The following is a 24,970-nucleotide window of genomic DNA, read 5'->3' on the forward strand; positions in this document are numbered from 1 at the left end:
GCGCACATCATCGGACCGGTTCTCCGCAGGACCCGGTGGGCCACGACAGTCGCTTGCCGAGGAGTATGCCACCGCGGTTGGCGCAAATTATCTCGCAGGGGGTCACGAAGTTGAGGAAGTGTGAGCTAGCACCCGCGGCATGCAAGTGCATTGTGCACTTCGAACCGTGGGAGAGTGCCTCGCGGTCCACAGCGCCTGCAATCCCCGGATCTGCGAGAGCTTTTCGGCGAACCTAATGCGGTGCTCAAGTGTTCGGCCTTGCCTGCCCCTGGCGGCCCGTTGGCGGACGAAGCGTAACCCCAGCGCAGACTCGCGCCGTTCCGCGCATCCGCCCCTTCCGATCCGGCGACGAATGGTGGGGGACACCGACGGCGGGAGTCCTCTGAATAACCACGGCCGTCACTGGAGACCGCCGCGGCGAGAAGCGTAGCGTCGAGGCATGGAACCCCGAGCGCCCGCCCGCCCAGCGCGGCTCGTGCTGGTGCTCTCTGCCGCCGGGGTCCTCGTGCTCGGGCTGAACGCCGGGCTCCTGCTCCTAGGCCTTCCGATGCCGATCGGGGCTGAGCGCCTTGCCGAACTCCACGCGCCGCTCCTCGTCTTCGGCGCGATCGGCGCGCTCATCTCGCTCGAGCGGGCGGTGGCGCTCCGGAGGTCGTGGGCCTACGCCGCCCCGGCACTGATGACCGGCGGCGCTCTGATTGCGTTGACCCCGGCGCCGCCGACGACGGGTCCGCTGATGGTCGTCGCCGGACTCGCAGTGCACGTGTGGCAGTATCGCGCCATCTGGAGGCGGCAGCCCATGACCGCCACCACGGTGCAAGCGCTCGGGGCGATCACGGCGCTCGTGGCCACGGTCGCGTGGAGCGGTGGGGTGCCGCCGAGCCGTCTGGTCCCCCTTCTGGCCGTCTACCTCATCCTCACCATCGTGGGAGAAAGACTCGAACTCGCACGCCTGAACGCCCCTGGTCTCGCGGCCGAGCGGTTGCTGTTCGCCCTCGCCTTGAGCCTGTCGGCTGCCGCAGTGGTGAGCCTCACGGTACCGACGGTCGCGGTGCCGGTGGCCGGGGTCCTTCTCATCGCCCTCTCGGCCTGGCTGCTGTCGTACGACGTCGCGCGCACGACCGTCCGGATGAGCGGACTCCCGCGCTTCGTCGCGGCGTGTCTCCTCGTCGGCTACGTGTGGCTGATCATCGCAGGCGCCGGATGGGTGTTGGGCGGGGCGCGCACCGAAGGGGCGATCTACGACGCCACCACACATGCGATCTTCCTCGGCTTCGTGGTCACGATGATCATGGCGCACGCCCCGATCATCCTCCCCGCCGTCCTCGGCGTGCGGATCCCGTACCACGCGGTGCTCTACGTGCCGGTGGGTCTCCTGCACGCGGCGCTGCTCGCGCGGGTCGTCGCCGGAGACGCCTGGGGGTGGATCCACGCGCTGCAGACGGCCGGGGCAACCGCGGCCGTGGCGATGATGCTGTACGGCGTGCTGGCGATCACGGTGTCCGCACGCGCACGGTTCACCGAGAGGCAAGGCGGACGACGTGTCGAGGCGTAACTGGTACCTGCTCACGAACTCGCTGGTGCTGTTCTGGATGGTGATGTCGGTGGTCGCTGTCTTCGTGCACCGTTTCGTGTCACAGCCGCTCTGGCTCATGGTCCATCTGCCGCTCCTCGGCGCGGCGACGGCGGCGATCCTCATTTGGTCGCAGCACTTCACCGACACGCTCCTTCGCCGATCGGCTCCCGCGGGGCGTACGGGGTTGGCGGCGCGCCTCGCCCTCCACACTCTCGGTGCCGCGTTCGTGGTGACCGGTGTCGCCGTGTCGCTCCTGCCGTTGACGGTCACGGGAGCCGCGCTGGTGGCGATGGCGGTGGTCGCTCACGCGGTCATCCTCTTCGTCCAACTGCGGCGCGCTCTTCCGGCCAGGTTCGCCCCTCTCGTCCGCTATTACATCGCGGCAGGCCTCGTCTTCCTGGCCGGTATCGCGATCGGAGTCACCATGCCGGCGGTGGCCGATCCGGCTGCGACCGACCGACTCGTCGTCTCACATCTCGTGCTGAACGCGTTCGGATGGATCGGACTCACTGCGCTCGGAACGCTCGTGCTGCTGTGGCCCACGGTGCTCCATGCGCGTATGTCCGACGCCGTCGACGTGGCCGCGCGTCGCGCCCTCCCGCTCCTCACGGCCGGGCTCCTTCTGGCCGCCGCGGGACCGGTCACCGGCGTACGCCCTCTTGTCGCCGCCGGCATGCTGGTGTGGCTCTCCGGGGCGGGGATGATCGCCGTGCAGGGGTGGCATCAGGCCCGCGCGATGCACCCGGCCACCTTCGCCGGGTGGAGCCTCGCGGCAGCGTTCGGCTGGGTGCTCATCGCGGCGGGTGCGCTCGTGTTCCTGGCCGTTACGAACGGCGACTGGGCGTCGCTTCGGACCGCCTACCTCTCGGTGCTCGGTCCTCTCGTGGCAGGGTTCGCGGCGCAGCTGCTGATGGGGGCGCTCAGCTATCTGCTGCCCGTCGTGGCTCTCGGGAGCCCTGCGGCGGCGAAGGTCGGCGCGGAGATGCTCGACCGCGGGGCGGTCTTCCGGGTCACCGCGTTCAACGGCGCGATCATCCTCTATCTGCTGCCGATGCCGTCGCTCGCCCGAGTGCTGTTGTCGTTCGTGGCGGTCGGGGTCGTCATCGCCTTCTTCGTGCTGGCGGCGCGCGCGATCCTCGCCGGCCGTCGGGCGCGTCGCGCGGAAGGCGATTCACCCGATCGCAGCGGGCGTGTCGCGCTCGGCACGCCCGTCGCCGTCGCGCCCCCACTGCCGCCGCGGCGGGTCGGTGCCGTCAGCGCTGCGTTCGCGGTGCTCGCCCTCTGCGTCGGCGCAGGGGTGGCTGCCGACCCCGCGGCTGTCGGCATCGCAGTCAGTGCACCGACCGGCGCAGTCGTCGCCTCGGGCGAGACCACGGAAGTCACCGTCGGGGTGAGCGGGATGCGCTACACGCTCGACGAGATCGAGGTGCCCTACGGCGACCGACTCGTCGTGACCTTCCACAACACCGGCAGCGACGTCCACGACCTCACGTTCGCCAACGGGTTCCGTTCCGAACGGCTTGTCCCGGGCGCTCGCGAGGTGGTCGACGTCGGCGTGATCGGGTCTGACATGCAGGGCTGGTGTTCGATCGCCGGACATCGGCAGATGGGCATGGAACTCACCGTGGTGGTCACCGGAGCACCGGTCGACGCGTCCGGTGAGCCGGGCGACGACGGCTCGGCCCACGGGTCCCACGGCGAGGGCACCTCCGCGGGGGCGTCGGCTGCGGCCGACATTGATCTCGAGCGGGCGCCCGCCGTCGGGTTCGAAGAGTGGCCGGCGGCGCTGACCCCTGCAATCGACGAACGGGTGCATCGCGTCACCCTCACCGTGCAGGAGACGGTGCAGGAGGTCGCTCCCGGGGTGCGACAGACGCGATGGACGTTCGGCGCCTCGGCGCCCGGTCCGGTGCTCCGAGGGAAGATCGGCGACATCTTCGAGATCACCCTCGTCAACGACGGCACGATCGGACACTCGATCGACTTCCACGCCGGCGCGCTCGCCCCCGACGAGCCCATGCGGACCATCCAGCCGGATGCGACGCTCGTCTATACCTTCACCGCGACGCAGGCGGGCATCTGGATGTACCACTGCTCGACGATGCCGATGTCGATGCACATCGCGAACGGCATGTTCGGCGCCGTCATCATCGACCCTCCCGACCTCGCCCCCGTCGACCGCGAGTACGTGCTCGTGCAGGGCGAGCTGTACCTCGGCCCGCAGGGCGAGACGGCCGACGCCGACCGCATCGCGACGCGGCTTCCCGACCTCGTGACCTTCAACGGGTACGCGAACCAGTACGCGTACCGCCCGCTGACGGCGGCCGTGGGCGAGCGCGTGCGCATCTGGACCCTGGATGCCGGACCCAACACGCCCTCGTCGTTCCACATCGTCGGCGGCCAGTTCGACACGGTCTACTTCGAGGGCGCGTACACGCTGCGCCCCGGAGACGCCGGCGGATCGCAGGCGCTCGCGATGCAGCCCGCGCAGGGCGGCTTCGTCGAGCTGTCGTTCCCCGAGGCGGGGAACTATCCTTTCGTCACGCACATCATGAGCGACGCCGAGAAGGGGGCGAAGGGGATCTTCCATGTCGACGACTGACCGCGTGCATCTCGATCAGAAGGGCCGCCTCGTCATCGGCGACCATGCTGAAGTCGTCCGCCTCGCGCACGACCCGGAGACCTTCTCGAGCATCGTCTCGCGCCACCTGCAGGTGCCCAACGGGCTCGACGGGGCGGCGCACGCCGAGATGCGCCACCTGCTCGACCCGTTCATGGATGCCGACGCCGTCGCCCAGCTGCTGCCCGAGCTCGAGCGCATCGCCGCCGACCTCGTCGCCCGGCTCGACGCCGCCGATGCGCCCTTCGGCGCCGTTGCCGACCTCGGTGCGCGCTTCGCCGTGCGCGCCCAGTCGGCGTGGCTCGGATGGCTGCCCGAGTGGGAGGAGCCGCTGCTGCAGTGGGTCGCCGACAACCGCGTCGCATCGCGCACGGGGCACCCGCGGGCGACCGCCGAGATCGCCGACCGGTTCGACGCCATCATCCGGGAGCTGCTGCGACGGCGTCGGGAGCATCCGCGCGACGATGTCACCGCCCGGCTGATGGCGCTGCGGCACAGTGACGGCTCGGCGCTACGCGACGACGAGCTCGTGTCGATACTGCGCAACGTCACGGGCGGCGACCTGGGCTCGCTCGCCCTGTGCACCGGCGTCATCGTGCACTGGCTCGCCGTGCACCCGGAGCATCAGGATCATCTCGCGGCGGCATCCGACGCCGACCTCGACGCCGCGATCGACGAGATCCTGCGCGCCGACGACCCGTTCGTCTCCAACCGACGCCGCGTCACGCGACAGACCGAGGTCGGCGGCTGCCCCGTGCACGCCGGCCAGATCGTCGTGCTCGACTGGCGCGCCGCCAACCGCGACCCGGCCGTCTTCGCGGAACCCGACGCCTTCGACCCTGCCGCGCACGCCGCCGCGAACCTCGTCTACGGCACCGGCCCGCACGTGTGCCCGGGACGCCTGCTCGCGACCGCCGAGCTGCGCGTGCTCGTGCGGGCGCTGCTCACGGCGGGCCGCATCGAGCCGGCGGGCGACCCGGAGCGTGAGCAGGCACCCGTCGCCGGCTTCCGCGCGGTGCCCGTCCGGCTGGTCTAGAACCTAGAGCTTGTGCAGGCGCTCGGGGTCGGGGGTCTGCACCGGGTCCCAGCCGCGACGAACGGGGCGCGCGCCGCGCACGGCGTCGCGTGAGCGGTAGACGACGTAGGGACGGAACAGGTAGCCCACCGGCGCGGAGAACACGTGGACGAGGCGCGTGAACGGCCACAGCGCGAACAGGGCGAACGCCGTCAGGATGTGCAGCTGGAACAGCAGCGGCACCTCGGCCATCAGCTCGACCTGCGGTTGGAACAGGAAGATGCTGCGGATCCACGGCGAGATCGTCTCGCGGTAGTAGAATCCGCCGCCGAACACCTGGTACACGACGGTCGCGAGCGTGCCGAAGCCGAGCGTGGCGGCCAGGAAGACGTACATGACCTTGTCCATGTCGGTCGTCGCGAGGAACACGGGGCCGACGGTACGCCGGCGGTAGATCAGGATCGCGAGCCCCACGAGGGTCAGCACGGCGGCGAAGGACCCCATGACGGTCGCGCCGATGTGGTACATCTCCTCGTTGATGCCGATCGCGTACAGCCATTCGCGGGGGATGAACAGTCCGACGACGTGACCCGCGATGACCATGAGGATGCCGATGTGGAACATCGGCGACCCCCAGCGCAGCAGCCGGTTCTCGTACGTCTGGCTCGACCGGGTGGTCCAGCCGAACTTGTCGTAGCGGTATCGCCAGATGTGCCCGACGACGAACACCGCGATCGAGGCGTACGGGATCGCGACCCAGAGGATCATCTGCAGCGTGGTCATGGTGCCTCCTGCGAGACGGGACGGAAGGGCGGAAGCTGCCCCAGGAAGCTGAGGCCCACCGTCTCGGTGGGCGGCCCCTCGTTGATGAGGTCGAGGTAGCGCTCGCGGGTCGCGGCGTCGATGGGGGGAAGCGACTGCGTGACGGTGCGCACGACGAGCGCCCACGGGCTCGACATGCCCTCGAGCGCGGCGCGCAGTACCTCGATACCCTCGCGGTGCGAGGCGAGCAGCGCGCCGGCGATCTGAGCATCGGCGGTCGCGGCGTCGGCGCGGGCCGAGAACTCCAGCACCGCCGGCAGGAAGTCGGGCAGGTCATCCGCGTCGAACTCCCACCCGGCGGCGCGGTACGCCTCGAGGAACGTGACCAGCGCGACGCCGCGGCGGCGCGTGTCGCCGGTCGCGTAGTAGCTCAGGTACAGGCTGCACTTGCGCTTGAGGTCGAATGTGACCACGTAGCGCCGCTGCCATTCGGCCTCGCCGGCCGCTTCGGCCTGATCGACGAAGGATGTGAGGGGTTCGGAGATCGCGGACGGCAGCGCGTCGATGTGCGGACGCAGGGCGGGCAGGCGCCCGAACCACGCGGCATCGGGGTAGTCGAGCAGGAGCGACGCGAGCATGTGGGTGGCGGCGCGGTCGACGGCCGACAGCCGCAGGGCGGGCACCTCGGGGGGCAGGGCGCGGCGCGGGGTGACGCGGGGCAGGACGGAGCTCATGGGCGGCCCTCGCCCGCGCCCTGGTTCTTGTCCTTGCCCTTGCCGGTCTCGCGCACCGCCGTCGTCGAGGTCGGCGGGAAGAGCCCGTCGGCGTTGCCGTTGCCGTCCCAGTTGAGCAGGTTGACGCGCCCGGGCGACGACGGTCGGTCGGCGGTCTGCCGGTCGGCGAGGATGTGGAAGTTCTCCACCGCGACGGGCACGCTCGGACCGCTCGAGGAGCCGAACGGACCGGCGCCGCCCATGCCGGGGCCCCCGTCGAAGTCGAGCGAGCACGCCATCTCCTCGAGGGCGTGAGCCTGCTCCGTGTGCGCCGAGGGGATGACGTAGCGCTCCTCGTACTTCGCGATCGCGAGCAGCCGGTACATCTCCTCGACCTCGGTGCCGCTCATGCCGACCGCCCGTGCGATGCGCTCGTCGCGCTCGTCGTCGAGGTTCACGCCGCGCATGTACGAGCGCATCGCGGCGAGGCGGCGCAGGGCAAGGTCGACGGGGGCGATGTCGCCCGCCGTGAAGAGCTCGGCGAGGTAGCCGATCGGGATCCGCAGCTTGTCGATGGCGGCGAACAGGGTCCGCGCGTCCTCGCCGTCGTTGCCCGAGCCGGTCACGACGTCGACGACGGGGGAGAGCGGCGGGATGTACCAGACCATCGGCATGGTGCGGTATTCGGGGTGCAGCGGCAGGGCGACCTGGTACTGCATGAGCTTCCAGATCGGGCTGCGCTGTGCGGCCTCGACCCAGTCCTCGGGGAGGTCGCCCGCGCGTGCCGCCTCGATGACGGCGGGGTCGAACGGGTCGAGGATGATGTCGCGCTGCGCCTGCAGCAGCGCCTTGTCGTCCTCGACGGCCGCCGCCTGCGCCACCCGGTCGGCGTCGTACAACACGATGCCGAGATAGCGCAGCCGCCCGACGCAGGTCTCCGAGCACACGGTGGGCAGGCCCACCTCGATGCGCGGGTAGCACATCGTGCACTTCTCGGCCTTGCCGGTGCGGTGGTTGAAGTAGACCTTCTTGTACGGGCATCCCGACACGCACATGCGCCAGCCGCGGCACTGGTCCTGATCGACGAGCACGATGCCGTCCTCGGCGCGCTTGTACATCGCGCCTGACGGGCAGGATGCCACGCACGACGGGTTCAGGCAGTGCTCGCAGATGCGCGGCAGGTAGAACATGAAGGCCTTCTCGAACTCGGCCTTCACCTCTTCGCTCATCTTCTTGAGGATCGGGTCGTCCTGCATCGTCTCGAGCGAACCGCCGAGGTCGTCGTCCCAGTTGGCCGACCACGAGATCTTCATGTCCTCGCCGGTGAGCAGGCTCTTCGGCCGAGCGACGGGCGTCTGCTGCCCCTTCGGGGCGTTGAGCAGCATGTCGTAGTCGTAGGTCCACGGCTCGTAGTAGTCGTGGATCTCGGGCAGCTTCGGGTTCGAGAAGATGCGCGCGAGCTTCGACAGCCGGCCACCGCTGCGCAGCTTCAGGCGGCCGCGCTTGGTGCGCACCCAGCCGCCGCCCCACTTCTCCTGGTCCTCGTACGTGCGGGGGTAGCCCACGCCGGGGCGCGTCTCGACGTTGTTGAACCAGACGTACTCGACGCCGGTGCGGTTGGTCCACGCCTGCTTGCACGTGACCGAGCACGTGTGGCATCCGATGCATTTGTCGAGATTCATGATCATCGACATCTGAGCCATGACCTTCATCAGTACTCCACCTCCTGGCTGCGGCGGCGGATCTGCGTGATCTCGTCGCGCTGGTTGCCGGTCGGACCCAGGTAGTTGAACGCCCATGCGAGCTGCGCGTAGCCGCCGATCAGATGGCTCGGTTTCAGCAGGATGCGGGTGAGCGAGTTGTGGATGCCGCCGCGCAGGCCGCTGGTCTCGGCGATCGGCACATCTACCGTGCGGTCCTTCGCGTGGTACATGTACACCGTTCCCTCGGGCATGCGGTGCGAGACGATCGCGCGGGCGACGACGACGCCGTTGCGGTTGTACGACTCGATCCACTCGTTGTCGCGGACGCCGATCTTCGCGGCATCCTGCGTGCTCATCCAGATCGTGGGGCCGCCACGGCTCAGCGACAGCATGAACAGGTTGTCCTGGTACTCGGAGTGGATCGACCACTTCGAGTGGGGCGTCAGGTAGCGCACCGTCACCTCGGTCTGCCCGGCGGCGCCCGGCCCCGCGATGCGCTTGGTCGTGCCGACCTTCTCGGAGTCGAAGAGGCGGTGCATGTCTAGCGGCGGTCGGAACACGGGCAGGCTCTCGCCGAGCTCGCTCATCCAGTCGTGGTCGAGGTAGAAGTGCTGGCGGCCGGTCAGGGTGTGCCACGGCTTCAGGTGCTCGACGTTGATCGCGAACGCGGTGTAGCGACGGCCGCCGTGCTCGGAGCCCGACCACTCCGGCGAGGTGATGACGCTGCGCGGCTGCACCTGAACGTCCTGGAAGGTGATGTGCGAGCCCTCGTGGTCTTCGGCGAGCTGCGCGATGCGCTGGCCCGTCTTCTTCTCCAGTTCGCGGAAGCCCTGCACGGCGAGGCGGCCGTTGCTCGTCCCCGAGAAGGCGAGGATCATCTCGCACGCCTTCTTGTCGGTGTCCAGCAGCACGCTGCCGGTGTACGGGCCCGACTGTACGACGCCGTTCTTCTGCTTCAGCTGCTCGATCTCGCGGTCGGGGTGGTACGTGATCGCCTTCGTCGTCATCCCGAGCTTGGCCGTCAGCGGGCCGAGGGACTTCCACCTCTCGTAGAGGTTGGGGTAGTCGCGTTCGACGACGATGAGCTTGGCCATCGTCACGCCCGGTACGAGCGGCGCGTCCTCGGGGACGGTGCCGTGCGGGGTCGCCATGACGTCGGGGGTGTCGTGCTGCAGCGGCGAGGCCACGACGTCCTTGCGGACGCCCAGGTGCACCGCCGCGTACTCGCTGAACTTCTCGGCGAGCGCCCCGAACAGATCGAAGTCGGTGCGCGTCTGCCACGGCGGGTTGATCGCCGGCGTGAACGCGTGGATGAAGGGGTGCATGTCGGTCGAGGACAGGTCGTACTTCTCGTACCAGGTCGCCGCCGGCAGCACGAGGTCGCTGAACAGCGTCGTCGAGGTCATGCGGAAGTCCGCCGTCATCAGTAGGTCGAGCTTGCCTTCGGGTGCGTTCTCGTGCCACACCATGTCCCGCGGGCGCGACCCCTCGGGCGACTCGGGCGCGCGGACGGCCGAGTCGGTGCCGAGCAGGTGCTTGAGGAAGTACTCGTTGCCCTTGCCCGACGAGCCCAGCACGTTGGCTCGCCAGATGGAGATGACGCGCGGGAAGTTCTCCGGGGCGTCGGGGTCTTCGACCGCGTAGTGCAGCGACCCGTCGGTGAGGGAGTCGACGATGTGCGCGGCGGGCTCTTTGCCGGCCGCCTCGGCCTCGTCGCACAGGTCGAGCGGGTTGCGCGAGAAGGTCGGGTAGGCAGGCATCCATCCCCGCTTGACCGACTCGACGAGGCAGTCCGCCGTCGTCCGGTCCTCGAACTGGCCGCGGGCGAGCGGAGAGGCCAGGGCGGATGCCGGCAGGCCGTCGTAGCGCCATTGGTCACTCGCGAGGTACCAGAACGCCGTGCCGATGTTCTGCCGGGGCGGGCGGTTCCAGTCGGCGGCCGTCGCGTACTGCGAGTAGCCGGTGATGGGGCGCACCTTCTCCTGCCCCACGTAGTGCGCCCAGCCGCCGCCGTTGACGCCCTGGCATCCGGTCATCGTCGTCAGCGCCAGGAACGTGCGATAGATCGTGTCGGAGTGGAACCAGTGGTTGGTGCCCGCTCCCATGAGGATCATCGAGCGGCCGCCCGAGCGCTCGGCGTTGTCGGCGAACTCGCGGCCGATGCGCGCGGCCTGCGCCGCGGGCACGTTCGTGAGCTCTTCCTGCCACGCGGGCGTGCCGGGCGTGGTCGGGTCGTCGTAGCCGGTCGGCCACTGGCCCGGCAGTCCGTCGCGCGCGACGCCGTACTGCGCGAGCAGCAGGTCGAACACGGTCGTGACGAGGCGGCCGGCGACGCGGCGCACGGGCACGCCGCGGGTGACGGTGCCCGTCCCGCCGGCGTGCGCCTCGTCCTCGCCGCTGGGCGTGACGTCGAAGCGGGGGAGGACGATCTCGACCGATTCGGTCGTGTCGTCGAGGTCGAGCAGCGACAGGGGCGGCACGACGCCCTCGAGGTCGAGGTTCCACCGCCCCTCGTCCTCGGGCGTGAAGCGGTGGCCGAGCGACCCGTTCGGAACGACGGGGGTGCCGTTCTGATCGAGCAGGACGGTCTTGAAGTCGGCACGCGGGACGGCGGCATCCTCGCCGCCCAGGTCGCTCGCGGTGAGGAACTTGCCGGGGACCAGACCCGACGGGTGCTCCTCGAGCGCGACGAGGTAGGGCGCGTCGCTGAAGCGGCGCATATAGTCCTCGAAGGGCGCGGTGCGGCGCTGCACGAAGAACTCCGTGAGGATGACGTGACCCATCGCCATCGCGAGCGCGGCGTCGGTGCCCGGGTGCGGTGCGACCCACTCGTCGGCGAACTTCGTGTTGTCGGTGTAGTCGGGTGAGACCGTGACCACCTTCTGGCCGCGGTAGCGCGCCTCGGCCATGAAGTGCGCGTCGGGCGTGCGCGTGACGGGTACGTTCGAGCCCCACATCATGAGGTACCCGGCGTTCCACCAGTCGGCGGACTCGGGGACGTCGGTCTGGTCGCCGAACACCTGCGGGCTCGCGACGGGGAGGTCGGCGTACCAGTCGTAGAAGGACAGGATCGTGCCGCCGACGAGGTTCAGGAACCGGGCCCCGGCACCGTGGCTGACCATCGACATCGCGGGGATCGGCGAGAACCCGGCGACCCGGTCCGGGCCGTACTCCTTGACGGTGTACACGTGTGCGGCGGCGGCAATCTCCATCGCCTCGTCCCACGTCGTGCGCAGCAGGCCGCCCTTGCCACGGGCGCTCTTGTAGGCGCGCGACTTCTCGGGATCCTCGACGATCGAGGCCCACGCGTCGACGGGGTCGGGATGCGTGCGCTTGGCGTCGCGGTACAGCTCGGCGAGCGTGTCGCGGATGTACGGATACCGCACGCGCGTGGGGGAGTAGGTGTACCAACTGAACGCGGCGCCGCGGGGGCATCCGCGCGGTTCGTACTCGGGCGAGTCGGGGCCGACGGACGGGTAGTCGGTCTGCTGCGTCTCCCACGTGATGATGCCGTCCTTGACGTACACCTTCCACGAGCACGACCCCGTGCAGTTCACGCCGTGCGTCGAACGGACGACCTTGTCGTGCGCCCAGCGGTCGCGGTAGAAGACGTCGCCCGAACGTCCGCCTTTGAGGAACACGGAGCGCAGGTCCTCACTCGTCTCGCCGGGGCGGAGGAAGCGGCCCATGCTCAGCAGTGCGTCCGCCAGAGGACCGTCCGTCGAGGGAGTGCTGCGGATCTGTGGTGTCATCGTCTCCTCCAGCCCGGATGGCTGCCCTCAGTATCCGCATCGTCGCGGCAGGGAACCAGCCCGTACACCGTATTTAATACGGACTGAAGGTCGGGGGCAATGGATGCCGCGGACTCGTCGAATAAGGACGGTGAACCCGTGGTGCGGGAGTCGTCGTCGCCGCTACCGTGAGCGTGTCGAATGGAGTAGCCGTGACTACGAAAGTCCCGCACCGTCCCGCCACAGAGGCCGCCCCCGATCTGCGCGGGGGGCTCGGTCAGGTGATCCTCGCCACCCTCGCGTCGACTGTCGGCTTCTGGGCCTGGATGTCGATCGCTCCGCTGCAGAACGTCTACGCCGAGAATATGGGGCTCGATCAGGGGCAGATCTCGCTGATGCTCGCCACCCCCGTGCTCGTCGGTGCGCTCGGCCGCATCGTCGTCGGGGCGCTGACCGACCGCTTCGGTGGGCGACGCATGTTCACGCTCGTGCTCCTCGCCTCGGTCCCCGCCGTCCTCCTCGTTGCGTTCGCCGGATCGATCGGCTCCTACCCGCTCCTGCTCGTCGCCGGCTTCCTGCTCGGTGTGGCGGGCACGATCTTCGCGGTCGGCATCCCCTTCTCGAGCGCCTGGTTCCCCGCCGCGCGGCGCGGACTCGCCACCGGAATCTTCGGCATGGGCATGATCGGCACGGCGGTGTCGGCGTTCGTCACACCGCGGCTCGCACTCGCGATCGGGTACATCCCGACCCACCTGCTCATCGCCGGAGTGATGATCGTGGTGGCCGCGGCGGTGTGGTTCTTCCTCCGCGAGTCGCCGGCGTGGGTACCGAGCCATCAGGCGCTGGTCCCGAAGGTCGTCGGGGCGTTGAAGTTGACGGTCACTTGGCACATGTCGTTCCTGTACGCGATCGTCTTCGGTGGATTCGTGGCGTTCTCGACCTACTTGCCCAAGTACCTGACCACCATCTACCCCGACGAGGTGGACGCCGTGGGGGCAGGTACGCGGACGGCCATCTTCGCCGCGGCCGCGGTGATCGCGCGACCTGTCGGCGGCGTGCTGGCCGACAGGCTCGGACCCAAGGTCATCTCCCTCATCTCGCTGGCAGGCATCGTCTCCACGGCCTACATCGTTGGTCAGCAGCCGCCGGAGGGCGTGCTCACCGGCTTCGTCTTCAACCTCATGGCCGCCGCGATGGGCCTCGGGATGGGCGCGGTGTTCGCCTGGGTGGGGCCGTCGACGCCGCCGGACAAGGTCGGCGCGGTGACCGGCGTCGTGGCTGCCGCGGGCGGACTCGGCGGGTACTTCCCGCCGCTCGTGATGGGAGCGACGTACCAGGCGGAATCGAACTCGTACGCGCTCGGCCTCTGGCTCCTCGTCCTTGTGGGTGCGGCGGCGCTCGTGGTCGCCGGAATGCTGCGGGACGCGCGATCAGCCCCTGCCCTGAAGGAAAGCTAGTCCCGCGGCGGGGGTGATTCGTCGTGCGCGGGTCGCATCCGGAGGAGCAGCTCGCACCGATGCTCGGTCACGAGCGGGAGCAGTCGGTCGACCTCGACCGGCCCGCCCGCGCGCTCGAGGACGTCGCGGACGAGCCCTTCGTGCACGCGGCACAGCACCTCTCGGTGACCCTCGACGAGAGTGTGGAACTCGCACGGCCGCAGCGAGACCTCGAGACGATGCTCGTCGATATCGGGGTCGAGGCCCACCTCGTCGAGGTGCTCGTACAGCGCGTCGATCTGGTGGACGGCCGCGGGGTCGAGGTCGGGTGCCGCCGACGGCACCATGCGCCGCAGGAGATCGCCGCGGCGCTTCGCCTCGTCGACGCGTCTCTGGGCGGTCTCGTTCTCGGTGGCTGCATCGACGGGGTAGTAGAGCGCGCGCGGTCGACCACGGGTGCCGCGCTGCTCCGGCATGCTGCGGATGATCCCCTCCGTCTCCAGCACGCGCACGTGATCGCGGAGCGTGTTGGCGTGGAGGCCGGTCTCGACCGACAGATCGGCGAGCGAGACGCCCGGCCGCTGCATCACGGCATCCACGATGCGCAGACGGCTCGCCTGCGCGATCCCTCGGTGGGCATGCATCGGCCGTGGCATCCTTCGATTATCCGTGCATTCGGCCGCGGGTGGGCCCATGTATCGAAGCGCGCCGCGCGTGGGCTGGCTGTGTGCCGATTGCCGCTGCCGTTGTGACCGTGTCTGATCGCTCCGCCCGAGGCGAGCGCGTCGACGCCAGTGGCCCCCTCGCCGTCGCCGCACTGCGGGCGGCGGGCTACACGTGCCACGGTGCCACGGTCGTCGCCGACGGGATCGAGTCGGTCGAAGTGGCGCTGCGGCAGGCACTGGCGTCGGGCTCGAGAGTCGTCGTCACCACCGGGGGCACGGGGCTCGCGCGCCGCGACCTGACGCCCGAAGGGACAGCGCGTGTCGCAGAGCGCACCCTGCCGGGGATCGCGATGGTCGGCTTATCCGTGAGCGGGGTCTCCACGTCAGGCCCCTCCGTCGGCCAAGGCGACCGCGTGACGCCGGCACCACCAACCCGCCCCCAGGGTGCGCGCCAACAGAGTTTGTCAACCCTCTTCGGCACCTTCGCACCCAGGTGATTTGGTAGCTGTGAAGGCTCCGACACTCGGCTGCCGGAGAAGGGAACCATGGCTGACGTAGTGCGCCAGCGCGATCCGGAAGGGGACGCCATCGCGGGCGACGGTCGCGACGAGACGGAAGCGGAGAAAGCGGACCGCAACTGGAGCGACATCCTCCAGGAGCTGCGCGCCGTCCAGACCGGGACACAGATCATCACCGGGTTTCTGCTCGCCGTCGCCTTCCAGCCGACCTTCCACGATCTCGAGCCCTATCAGGTAGGTCTGTACCTGGTGTTGATTGTGCTCGCAGGTTGCGCGACAGTGCTGGGGCTAGCGCCGATCATCATGCACCGGCAGGCCTTCGGCAAGCAGCGCAAGCCCGAACTGGTCCGGTCGGCGAACCGACTGCTTCTCGCTCTCCTCGTGGTCGTCTCGCTGCTCGCCGCGGGCGTTGTCGGGCTCGTCTTCGACGTCGCCGCAGGTCGCGCGGCCGGACTGGTGGCACTCGGTGTTTCAACGGTGATCCTGATCGTCTTCTGGACCGTGGTGCCGCGATACGGACGGAGTCGGACATGACTGAGCGAGAGACGAGCACGGGGACCGATGCTGTCGACGACGTGATGGTCCGCCCCATTCACTCGGATGACGCGGGCGAAGTCCTCACGGTGCAGCGAGCCGCCTTCGTTCAGGAGGCGCTCATCTACCGCGACCCCGACATGCCCGCGCTGACTCAGACCCTCGAACAGCTCGAGGCAGAACTGGCCGACAACCTCGGGTTGGTCGCAGAGAGAGGGCCGCGCATAGTGGGCGCGATCCGGGCCGTCGCCGCCGACGAGCTGCTGCTGATCGGACGCATAGCAATCGTTCCTGACCAACAGGGCGAAGGCATCGGCCGAATGCTGCTCGAGGCTGTCGAAGAGCGTGGCTGGTCGGTCGGATGTCGCGAGGCCGAACTCTTCACCGGGTCGCACAGCGACGCGAATCTGCGGCTGTACGAGCGGCTGGGCTATCGCAAGACCGAGCAGATCGACCAAGGCGACGGCACCGCCCAGATCTTCATGCGCAAGCACTTGCGAACAGAATCGCCGTCCAGCTCCTCAGCGGAATAGCGCTCTGACCGGCCGCCAGAACGAGTTGCCGCGCATGGACGCCGGGATGGCAACCCTCTCCCCGGTTTCGTGGCCGTCGTGTTCGCTGAAGCCGCGAGAGGAGATCACCATGCCCCGGGGCAAGAACTCGAGTCTGAAGGACCCTGAGATGCCTGAGAACAACAGCGGACCCGCCCTGCGCGCGCTCGCTCTGAACTGCACGCTGAAGGCTCACAGCGAGTCGTCGAGCACGGAGAAGCTGCTGGGCGAGGTCCTTGATGCCCTGCGCGAGCACGGGGTCGAAGGAGAGCAGGTGCGTGTCGCCGACATGGACACTCGTCCCGGTGTCGAGACTGACATGGGTGACGGGGATCATTGGCCGGCGATTCGAATGAAGCTGCTCGCCTCCGACATCCTCGTCATGGGAACCCCGGTATGGATGGGGCACCCGTCGAGCATCGCTCAGCGAGTGCTTGAGCGCCTCGACGCAGAGCTCGCCGAGACGGATGAGCACGGACGCCCGGAACTGTTCGACAAGGTCGCGGCGGTCGCCGTGGTCGGCAACGCGGACGGTGCCCACAAGATCACCGCGGATCTGCTGCAAGCCCTCAACGACGTCGGCTTCAGTGTGCCCGCGCAGGCGGGGACGTACTGGGTCGGAGAGGCGATGCAGACCGTCGACAACAAGGACCTCGACACGATCCCAGAGCCTGTTGCCGGTGCGACCGCAATGCTCGCCCGCAATACGGCGCATTTGGCCCAGCTGCTTCGCGCACACGCCTACCCCGCCGAGTCCTGAGTTCGGCGAACGGTCACCTGAACCGGCTCCGGTGACCCGGGGGAAGCGGTGGCGACATAGCCTTCGGGCCACGATGGCGGTCGCCGCTGGTCTGAGTTCGGCGACGAGGCCCGTTCAGGACCAGAGTCGTGCGATCGCGAGCGCGTTCCCGATGACGCGCTCGGCGGCGCGGTGGCCGGACAGCATGGCTGCGGGTACCGTCGCCGGGTCGTCGGTCCAGGTCGCTTCTCCCGCGAGGTGCAGCACCCCGCCGATGGGCGTCGCGAGATCGTCGTGGTCGCTCGTCGTCGAACCGACAGTCATGTACGCGTACGAACCGTGCGAGAACGGGTCATCTTGCCAGTGCGTCACCGTGACGGTGACCGGGTCTGGCGCAGCCGGGAAGAGTCGTCTGAGCGCCGCCATGACCGATGCGGTCACCTGCTCATCGCCCCACCGACGGATCGCCCGGGCGGCCGGGCCCGCCGCGAACGTGAGCAGGGTCGGTTCGCCGTCGAGCGCCGACAGGTCGTACCAGGAGTGCCACCACGCGGCATCCGCTCCCTGTCGTCGCAGCGCGTACACTTCGTCGGGCCAGAACGCGCGATCGAAGCGCAAGAAGACCTTCTCGAATGCGTTCATCCGCAGGCGACCGAGCGGCTCAGCCACGACGGCGGGCAGCGGGGGATCGAAGGTGAGATCGCCTCGGTGGAGGACGCCGACCGGCACCGTGACGACGGCCTGATCGGCCGCGAACGCGCCCGCGTCGGTCGACACGATCACGCCGGTCTTCGACCAGCCCACCTGCGTGACCACGTGCTGCAGACGCACATCGAGCCCCGCTGCCAGACGAGCGGGGAGTCGGTCGTAACCGTCGGGGAAGACGACCTCGTCGCCTTCAACGAGATCGTCGTCGAGGCCGTGCGCCGCGAGGTCGGCGATCCATGCACCGTATTGCTCCTCCGACCGGTGCCGAAGGTACTCCCGCACGCGCTCGGTGCGCTCGTCCGCCCACCCCTGAGAGGCGAGTGCGACCTCTGCGACATCCTCGTACGACGCGTCGGGTGCCGACTCGGCGATCGCGCGCGCCAGGGCGGCGTCGACAGTGTGGATGTCGGCGATGAAGGCGGCGGTCGTCGCGCCATCCAGGCGCGCGTCGTCGGGTCCGTAGTACGCGATCGGGCGGCTGTCGGGCTGATACCCGCCGACGGTGAACTCCATCGTCGGCATACCGAACGCCGTGACAGCTGCCGCGACCGGGCAGCCGTCGACACCGTGGATCCATGAGGCGCCCAGATCGGTCACGCGGTCACCGGTGCGCTCGGTCACCACGCGTCCGCCGATACGATCACGCCCCTCGAGCACGACCACCCGCTGGCCGGCATCCTGCAGGAGTCTGGCCGCACTCAAGCCCGAGACGCCTGCACCGACGACGACCGTGTCGAACCGCTCCACAGCGCCACGCTACCGTCGCGGCGACGCTCAGCGCATCGCGTCGCCGATGTAGGAGTACTTCAGGAAGACCTCGCTCGCGATTCCGGCCTCTTCGAGCACGCCCTGCACCGCGGTCAGCATGTACTTCGAGTCCCAGCCCATGTAGAGGTACTGGCCCTCCGCGAGTTGATCCCACTGTCCGTTCCAGGCCATCTCGGCGTAGACGGGCCCGCCATGGCGAGCGCTGTATGCGATGACGCTCTGGCGCGAGTCCGCCCACAGTCGTTTGAAGATCCGGTTGAAGAGGTACCTGACGTCGGGGACTTCCCAGTGCTCACCGCGGTACTCGACGTAGGCGAACTCCCGCTGCCAGCCCCTGGGCCAGCCGCGTCGCCGCCGTCCGTCGAGGATGGGCGTGAGGTTGTCGTCATCGATCCCGACGACGGCGGGCCGACGCCACAACTGAACGAACGCCCTGGTCAGCTCCTCGGTGCGCTGCGCGATGCTCGCGGTGCCCCACGCTTCGTGCGCGGTGACGTCGGCGGTAAGGGGGATGCCGCTGCGTGCGTAGACATCGCGTTTGACGGGGAAGGATGCGTCGAACGCCTGCTCGAACAGGTTCGGTTCGAGCAGCGTCAGATTTCCGAGGGTCGATGCGAGCGCGCGGTGGCTGTTCTGCTCGTCCTCGGTGTACTGCGCCCACCGGCGGAAGCCGTCACCGCTCCATTCGTCGCCCGGCGCTTGCGGCACGATGTGGTCGAGGTCGGCCGTGGCACCCGGGTCGATGCCGGCGAGCCGCCCGAGCACGTATCGCGGGTGCGGAAGATCGCTGTACTTGAGGCCGACGCGCGTGCGCTCGTCGGACGGCGTGATCCGGGCGACGGCCAGGCGAAGCTCGTCCGCGCCGCGCGCGTATGCGCGGACGAGGCGCGCGACGAGCCGATCGGTGGCGAGCCCCACCACGGTGCGACGCAGCAGGAGCGATTGCAGGTCTTCGAGCGCGTCGATGAACGCCGACGGACTGATCGCGCCGTCGAGGCGGTCGCGGTAGAGCGTCAGGACGAGCGGGTACATGCCCCGACCGAAGGTGTTCAGGTGGGTCAGGTGGCGGGCCACTTCGGCATCCGGCGCCTGTGCGGGGTCCAGCAGCACGCCGTAGGTCTCGGCGAGTGCGCGCCACCGCGCCGCTTCGATGCGAAGTGTGGCGACGTCGAGACGGGGGAACTGGCCGCGGAACGCGTCGTAGACGCCACGCTCGCCGGCGACGGTGACCTCACGCCCCGTGAGCATGACGAGCACATGCCGCCAGAAGGAGCCGATCTGTTCGCCGGTGTGTGCTTCGATCGGCAGCCAGAAGTCGCGTTCGATCTCTGTCTGCTCGCCGTGCGAGAGGCCCATCAGCACGTAGTTGTGGATCAACTCGTGGTCACCAAGTGGTTCGCCCGTCGAGTTCAGGCTCTCGAAGATCTGCTGCGCGTTGGCTCCGGACCCGAGCGTGATGGAGACGTGCTCGAGCTTTTTGAGACCGCGCCAGATGTGTGCGGCCTCATCAGGGCGGATCTGGCTGCGGAAGAACGCGTAGTTGTCGTCGAACCGCGACTCGCGGGTGGCGTCCTCGGGGCTGCGCCGATCCAGCACGACGCTTTCGAAGACGTCGGCCCATGCGCGGTGAGGATGCAGCTTGGTGCGACCATCGGCACTCACCAGCACGCGTGCCAATTCGGATGCCAGTACCGGATCATCGTCGCGCAGCGTGTGCTGCAGCGCTGCGATGAGGAGCATGAGCGTCGTGATGCGCTGCTGTCCGTCGATGAGCACCAGGTGGGCGTCATCGACGGACGAGGTGCTCGCGGTCGAGAGGATGGACCCGATGAAGTGCGTGTGGCCGTCGTCGGTGTCGGCGACGCGGCGGATGTCGGCGAGCAGCTGTTCGCATCCGCCGATGTCCCAGCGGTACTGGCGCTGGTAGACGGGGACCACAATGGTCGTCTCGGCATCTGAGAGCCAGCCGATCGTGTTGACGGCTGTCGCTCCGACATTGGTGGCACGGGTCATGATGATGGGCGGCACTCCTTCGGCAAACCCTTTCGAGTCTATTCGGGCCCTGATATTCACGGCGTTGACACGGCGGGTTCGCAAGGGCCGAGGGTAGGGTGACCTCAGTCGGGCCTGTAAAAACTTCGCTTGTCCGACAGAAAGGTGATGAGACCCATGGGTTACATCAAGTCCGCTGCGCTCGAGGAAACCGGCTACGTCGTCCTCGACCGCTACAACCGAGAGATCGATCCGAAGGAATGGCTCGACATCGAGTATGTCGACTGGAAGTCTTCGGGCGACACCCGCTTCGCGCCGCTCGCGTCGGCCAAGGGTGAGATCGAATGCAACGGCTTCTGGAACCACAAGCCGCCGCGCACTGACAAGGACGGCGTCTGGATCGACGCGCAGACCGAGCTTGCGCCCACGCTCACCGAGCGCGCGCAGGAGCCCGGCGCGAACGTCGGACGCTGCCGCGTCATCGAACTGCAGCCGAACACGTACGCCGACTGCCTCTACAACCTCCACCAGGACGACAACAACCGTCTGAACCCGGACGGCACCGGCTGGGTCGTGCGTGGGTTCTTCAACCTCACCGACGACACCACGAGCTACTTCGTGCTGCGCGAGAACCGGACCGATCCGAGCGAGGAGACGCGCATCGCGCTGCCCGCCGGTGCTCAGCTGATCGTCGACACGCAGCGTCTGTGGCACGCATGCGCCCACTACGGCGACGAGCCGCGCTACTGCCTCATCACCTCGTGGGAGTCGGGTCCCGAACTCGACGCCTACATCGCCAAGTACAACGGCGTGAACAAGGTCGAGAGCTACCCGGTCGATCAGGAGACCCTGGATGCCGGTCAGATCGAGCAGGAGCGGCGCATTGCCGCTCGCGCCGCCGCCCTCGCTGCTCGTGGGCAGCAGGAGGTCGTGGCGATGAGCGAGGCCTGAGCCTCAGCATTCTGCCGCCGACGCCGGCCCCGATCACCACGGTCGGGGCCGGCGTCGCGTTGCGGGAGCACAAACGGACGGGAGGGCCCGGCCGCGGCCGAACCCTCCCGTATGCGCTCCGATCAGATCACGCCCGCTGCGCGGTTGCGGTGGCTGATGCGGTGTCCGATCCACAGTGCGACGGCGATCAATCCGGCCAGCCCAACGCCGATGAGCCACGGCAGCAGCGTCGGGGTGAGTCCGGACGTTCCGGCGACGAGTTCGCCCGTGCCTGCGGCGAGCTGCGCGTTGCCGTCGCTCAGTTCTCCGGTGCCGCTGGCAAGCGTGGTCGCACCGTCGGACAGACGGGTGGTGCCGTCCGAGAGCTTGTTCGCACCGTCCGAGAGTGAGCCGAGTCCATCCGACAGCGTCGTCGCACCGGCGGACAGCTTGGTGGCACCTTCGGAGAGGCTGCCCGCACCCGTCGAGAGCTCTCCGGCGCCGGTGGCGACGCTCTCGGCGCCGGCCAGCAGCCGAAGCGATCCGTCGGCGAGGCGCTGCGTGCCGTTGCGGATCTCGCCGAGGCCGTTCGCGAGCGTGCCCGCCTTCGTCGCGAGCGTCACACCGCCCTCGCTGAGCTCACCCGTCTTGCCGCTCAGAGTGTTGAGACCGGCCGCGACCGTGCCTGCACCGGTGTGGATCTTTCCGAGGCCTGCGGCCAGTTCGCCCGACTTGGTCGTCGCCGTGTCGAGACCGGTCGCCAACTCGCCCGACTTGTCGGCGAGGGTGTCGAGTCCGGCGACGAGCTCACCCGACTTCGTCGAGAGCGTGTTGAGCCCTGTCGACAGTTCGCCCGTCTTGGTCGCGAGCTGGCTGGAACCGGCCGCGAGCTGCTGCGTTCCTTCGTGGAGCTGAGCGGTGCCGTCGCGCACCTCGACCGCACCGTCGCGCACCTGGACGGCACCATCGCGCAGACGCTCGGCGCCATCGGCCGCCTCGTCCATCATCGGACCGTAGACGGGGTGTGCGGCCACGAGCACGGCGGCTGCGCGCAGCTTGGTGGCGAGCTCGGTCGCGCCGTCGGCGACCTGCGAGGCTCCGCCGGCCAGCGTCGTGGTGCCGTCGGCGAGCTTCGTGGTGCCGGCAAGGCCCTGCTGGAGGCCGGCATCCAACTGCTGAGCGCCGCCCGCGAGCTGCGATCCGCCCGCGGCCGCGGTGGCGATGCCGTCGGAGAGCTGCTTGCCGCCGGCCGCAGCGGTGCTCATGCCGGCCGAGAGCTGGTCGGCGCCGTCGGCGGCCGTCCCGAGCCCGGCAGTGAGCTGCTTGCCGCCGTCAGCGGCGGTCTTCGCACCCTTCGCGAGGTCTCCCGCGCCCGTTTCGAGCTTGACGACACCGGCCTGCGCCTTGGTGAGGCCGTCTGACAGACGACCCGCGCCGGCAGAGAGCGCGCCCGCGCCGTCAGCGGCGCTGATCGTGCCGGTGAGCAGTCGCTGCGCGCCGTCACGGTTGCTCACGGTGCCGTCGGCGAGGGTCTGCGCGCCGGTCGCGAGGCGGGTCGCGCCGTCCGAGAGCCGGGCAGCCCCGTCGGCAGCCGAGGTGGCACCTTCGGCCAGCTTGCCGGCGCCCTCGGTCGCGCTGACAGCCCCGTCGTCCAGTGCTGCGGCGCCTTCGGCGAGCTCGCCGGCCCCGGATGCGAGGTCGGCTGCGCCGTCTGCCACGCGCGTGGATCCGTCCGAAGCGGAGGCGGCGCCGGCGTCGAGGCGGTTGGCTCCGTCGGAGAGTTTGGCGGCGGTCAAGAGGAACAGGGTCGTCATGGCGGCAAGCAGCACGCCGAGGACGATCACCGTGATCCGCATGCCCATCCCGTGGACGTGTGCGTGTGTTCTCGACATCGAGGACTCCGTAGTGTCTCGCGCCCGCTGCGCTGCGGGCGTGGTGGGGGTGCTCCGATGGGTATCGGTACGACGGCGGACTCTTCGGTGGGTCCATGCGTTCTCGCGTGCGGCCATTGCCGTGGAGGACGTGCGCCGTGAAGCGTGACGACGCTAACAGCGGGGGAGACCGGCTCCGAGGAGGCTGGGAAGAAACTTCGGCTGAAACTAAGTCCCACGCCGCGTGGGCTTGAGTTTCTTGTGCGCTTTCTACAAATGGCTCGCAACTCGTTGGTTGAACCCGACACGTCGACTCGCGCAGATCATCGGCGAAAGATGGATCTTGTTCTCTGTGGGTCTGTGTTGTAATGTGTTGGAAACGCGGGGAGGCAACTGTGTACGCGACGGAGCGACAGGACCTGATCGAACGACTTGTCGGCAGCGATGGCCGGGTTGCCGTGATCGATCTCGCGGCCCGCTTCGGCGTCACGACAGAGACCGTGCGCCGCGACCTCGATCTGCTGGAGCGCGCGGGACTCGTCCGCCGTGTGCACGGTGGCGCCGTTGCACCCGAACGTGTGAGCACGGCGGAGTCATCGGTGATCGAACGCACCGCCCGGCACACCGGCGCCAAGCGCGCGATCGCAGCCGCCGTCATTGCGACGCTGCCGCCCGGCGGGTCTATCTACCTCGACGCGGGAACGACGACCGCGGCCGTCGCCGCGTTGCTGGCCGATCGTCGGGGTGCCGCGCCGGTGGAAGTCGTCACGCATTCCATGGCGGTCGCGCAGATCCTCGCCGGTGTTCCTGGCGTCGCACTCACCGCCATCGGCGGGCGTGTTCGCGGGCTCACCGCGGCAGCGGTGGGATCCGAAACCGTCTCGGCGATCACGCGCCTTCGACCCGACGTCGCGATCGTCGGCGCGAACGGGTTGACCGCGGCGTTCGGCGTCAGCACACCGGATCCCGACGAAGCGGCGGTGAAGCGGGCCGTCGTCGACTCGTCCCGCCGGGTGGTCGTGGCCGCCGACAGCTCGAAGTTCGGCGCGGAGTTGCTCGTCTCGTTCGCAGCACTGTCGGCGATCGATGTGCTTGCGACCGATGTCGCGCCGCCCGGCCCGCTCGCCGGCTCGCTGGCGGAGGCCGACGTGGAGGTGCTGCTGCCGTGATCGTCACCGTCACCGCGCATCCGAGCCTCGATCGCACCGTCTCGCTCGAGGCGGCCCTGACTATCGGCGACGTCCAGAGCGCCGCAGGCGTCCGCGAAGACGCAGGTGGAAAGGGGGTCAACGTCGCCGGCGTGGTCGCCGCGGCGGGGGAGCCCGCGGTCGCGATCCTGCCCCTGGCGCCGAGTGATCCGTTCGGCGCCGTCCTCGCCGAGACGGGCCTGCAGACGGTCGCCGTGCCGGCATCCGGACGTGTGCGCAGCAACATCGCGGTCGTGGACCCGTCGGGGGTCACCACGAAGATCAACCTGCCGGGCGCAACGCTCGGGCCCGAGGTGCTCGACGCGCTCGTCGATGCCGTGGTGACAGCTGCAGAAGGCGCCGACTGGCTCGTGCTCGCCGGCTCGCTGCCGCCTGGAGCGCCCGAAGATCTCTATGTCCGCATGATCCGTGCAGTGCGCGCGGCACATGCGTCGATTCCGCGAATCGCCGTGGACACCTCCGGCCCCGCGCTGCGCGCCGTTGTCGAGGCAGGGGGAGCGGACCTCATCAAGCCGAACGAGATCGAACTCGCCGAACTCGCAGGCGCGACGTATGGCGAGGATGTCGACCTCGTGGATGCTGTGACGGTCGTCGCCCGCGAATTGGTGCCCGGTCGCGTCGGGGCGGCTCTCGTGACGCTCGGCGCCCGAGGCGCTGTGCTCGTCGAGGCTGGGGGTGCGTGGGCGGGTTCACCGCCGCCGATCACGGTTCGCAGCACGGTCGGCGCCGGCGACAGCTCGCTCGCCGGATACCTCCTCGCTGCGGTGCGCGGGGCCGGCCCGGCCGAGCGCCTGCGCTCCGCAATCGGCTACGGCGCCGCCGCCACCTCGCTCGACGGCACGCAGCCGCCGACCCCGAACGACCTACCGGCCGGGGACATCCCGGTGCACGCACTTCCGAACTGAATCCAAACCGCCCGCACATCGACCA

19 protein-coding genes are annotated in these 24,970 nt (G+C 69.2%); 11 read left to right on the forward strand and 8 right to left on the reverse strand.

Features of this window, described 5'->3' with window-relative positions:
- Positions 1-439 precede the first annotated feature (439 nt).
- The 3 genes from AC3ENX_RS11705 to AC3ENX_RS11715 are packed head-to-tail and all read left to right on the forward strand — an operon-like array spanning position 440 to position 5,232.
- On the forward strand, positions 440-1,555 hold the full coding sequence (locus AC3ENX_RS11705) for a hypothetical protein (protein WP_434812056.1): 1,116 nt from the start codon (positions 440-442) through the stop codon (positions 1,553-1,555).
- Positions 1,542-4,178 carry a multicopper oxidase domain-containing protein gene (locus AC3ENX_RS11710; RefSeq protein ID WP_434812057.1) on the forward strand — a complete coding sequence of 879 codons (2,637 nt, stop codon included), beginning with the start codon at positions 1,542-1,544 and terminating at the stop codon, positions 4,176-4,178. The genes AC3ENX_RS11705 and AC3ENX_RS11710 overlap by 14 nt, the downstream gene beginning before the upstream one ends.
- The gene (locus AC3ENX_RS11715; protein WP_434812058.1) at positions 4,165-5,232 is read left to right on the forward strand and encodes a cytochrome P450; all 1,068 of its coding nucleotides are present in this window, start codon (positions 4,165-4,167) and stop codon (positions 5,230-5,232) included. Before AC3ENX_RS11710 ends, AC3ENX_RS11715 begins: the two co-directional genes overlap by 14 nt.
- Positions 5,233-5,235: 3 nt before the next feature.
- Here AC3ENX_RS11715 and narI read toward each other — a convergent pair whose 3' ends face one another.
- From narI to AC3ENX_RS11735, 4 genes are read right to left on the reverse strand one after another with little or no spacing between them, the layout of a single operon-like run.
- A complete protein-coding gene (gene narI, locus AC3ENX_RS11720; protein ID WP_434812059.1) occupies positions 5,236-5,994 on the reverse strand; it encodes a respiratory nitrate reductase subunit gamma in 759 nt (252 codons plus the stop codon).
- Positions 5,991-6,707, reverse strand: a complete 717-nt coding sequence (gene narJ / locus AC3ENX_RS11725) for a nitrate reductase molybdenum cofactor assembly chaperone (RefSeq protein WP_141379821.1) — start codon at positions 6,705-6,707, stop codon at positions 5,991-5,993. Before narJ ends, narI begins: the two co-directional genes overlap by 4 nt.
- Positions 6,704-8,398: a nitrate reductase subunit beta gene (gene narH, locus AC3ENX_RS11730; protein WP_434812060.1), complete on the reverse strand. Its 1,695-nt coding sequence runs from the start codon at positions 8,396-8,398 to the stop codon at positions 6,704-6,706. Before narH ends, narJ begins: the two co-directional genes overlap by 4 nt.
- Complete coding sequence (locus AC3ENX_RS11735; RefSeq protein ID WP_434812061.1) at positions 8,398-12,141, reverse strand: nitrate reductase subunit alpha; 3,744 nt, start codon at positions 12,139-12,141, stop codon at positions 8,398-8,400. Before AC3ENX_RS11735 ends, narH begins: the two co-directional genes overlap by 1 nt.
- 191 nt (positions 12,142-12,332) lie before the next feature.
- Here AC3ENX_RS11735 and AC3ENX_RS11740 point away from each other — a divergent pair, with 191 nt between their 5' ends.
- Positions 12,333-13,577 carry an MFS transporter gene (locus tag AC3ENX_RS11740; protein ID WP_434812062.1) on the forward strand — a complete coding sequence of 415 codons (1,245 nt, stop codon included), beginning with the start codon at positions 12,333-12,335 and terminating at the stop codon, positions 13,575-13,577.
- Here the strand turns inward: AC3ENX_RS11740 and AC3ENX_RS11745 are convergent.
- On the reverse strand, positions 13,574-14,200 hold the full coding sequence (locus tag AC3ENX_RS11745; RefSeq protein WP_434812063.1) for a winged helix-turn-helix transcriptional regulator: 627 nt from the start codon (positions 14,198-14,200) through the stop codon (positions 13,574-13,576). The genes AC3ENX_RS11740 and AC3ENX_RS11745 overlap by 4 nt on opposite strands.
- A gap of 110 nt (positions 14,201-14,310) precedes the next feature.
- On the opposite strand from AC3ENX_RS11745, the gene AC3ENX_RS11750 reads away from it, so the two are divergent.
- From AC3ENX_RS11750 to AC3ENX_RS11765, 4 genes are all read left to right on the forward strand, one after another.
- Positions 14,311-14,718: a MogA/MoaB family molybdenum cofactor biosynthesis protein gene (locus AC3ENX_RS11750; protein ID WP_434812064.1), complete on the forward strand. Its 408-nt coding sequence runs from the start codon at positions 14,311-14,313 to the stop codon at positions 14,716-14,718.
- Positions 14,719-14,778: 60 nt separating this feature from the next.
- The gene (locus AC3ENX_RS11755) at positions 14,779-15,273 is read left to right on the forward strand and encodes a DUF6328 family protein (protein ID WP_434812065.1); all 495 of its coding nucleotides are present in this window, start codon (positions 14,779-14,781) and stop codon (positions 15,271-15,273) included.
- Positions 15,270-15,806, forward strand: a complete 537-nt coding sequence (locus AC3ENX_RS11760) for a GNAT family N-acetyltransferase (protein WP_434812066.1) — start codon at positions 15,270-15,272, stop codon at positions 15,804-15,806. Before AC3ENX_RS11755 ends, AC3ENX_RS11760 begins: the two co-directional genes overlap by 4 nt.
- Positions 15,807-15,954: 148 nt before the next feature.
- On the forward strand, positions 15,955-16,584 hold the full coding sequence (locus AC3ENX_RS11765) for a flavodoxin family protein (protein WP_434812067.1): 630 nt from the start codon (positions 15,955-15,957) through the stop codon (positions 16,582-16,584).
- Positions 16,585-16,698: 114 nt separating this feature from the next.
- Here the strand turns inward: AC3ENX_RS11765 and AC3ENX_RS11770 are convergent, their stop codons facing one another.
- Positions 16,699-18,018, reverse strand: a complete 1,320-nt coding sequence (locus AC3ENX_RS11770; protein ID WP_434812068.1) for a flavin monoamine oxidase family protein — start codon at positions 18,016-18,018, stop codon at positions 16,699-16,701.
- A gap of 27 nt (positions 18,019-18,045) precedes the next feature.
- A complete protein-coding gene (locus AC3ENX_RS11775; RefSeq protein ID WP_434812069.1) occupies positions 18,046-20,052 on the reverse strand; it encodes a DUF262 domain-containing protein in 2,007 nt (668 codons plus the stop codon).
- Between the two features lie 156 nt (positions 20,053-20,208).
- Here AC3ENX_RS11775 and AC3ENX_RS11780 point away from each other — a divergent pair, with 156 nt between their 5' ends.
- Complete coding sequence (locus tag AC3ENX_RS11780; protein ID WP_434812070.1) at positions 20,209-20,982, forward strand: hypothetical protein; 774 nt, start codon at positions 20,209-20,211, stop codon at positions 20,980-20,982.
- A 122-nt stretch (positions 20,983-21,104) separates the two neighbouring features.
- On the opposite strand, the gene AC3ENX_RS11785 is transcribed toward AC3ENX_RS11780, so the two are convergent.
- Complete coding sequence (locus AC3ENX_RS11785; protein WP_434812071.1) at positions 21,105-22,853, reverse strand: hypothetical protein; 1,749 nt, start codon at positions 22,851-22,853, stop codon at positions 21,105-21,107.
- A 374-nt stretch (positions 22,854-23,227) separates the two neighbouring features.
- Between AC3ENX_RS11785 and AC3ENX_RS11790 the strand changes: the two genes are divergently transcribed.
- The gene (locus AC3ENX_RS11790) at positions 23,228-24,001 is read left to right on the forward strand and encodes a DeoR/GlpR family DNA-binding transcription regulator (protein WP_434812072.1); all 774 of its coding nucleotides are present in this window, start codon (positions 23,228-23,230) and stop codon (positions 23,999-24,001) included.
- Entirely contained in the window at positions 23,998-24,945 is a 948-nt protein-coding gene (locus AC3ENX_RS11795; protein WP_434812073.1) for a 1-phosphofructokinase family hexose kinase, read from the forward strand. The genes AC3ENX_RS11790 and AC3ENX_RS11795 overlap by 4 nt, the downstream gene beginning before the upstream one ends.
- The last annotated feature ends 25 nt before the right edge of the window (positions 24,946-24,970 follow it).

This window comes from Microbacterium sp. bgisy189 (assembly GCF_057707225.1).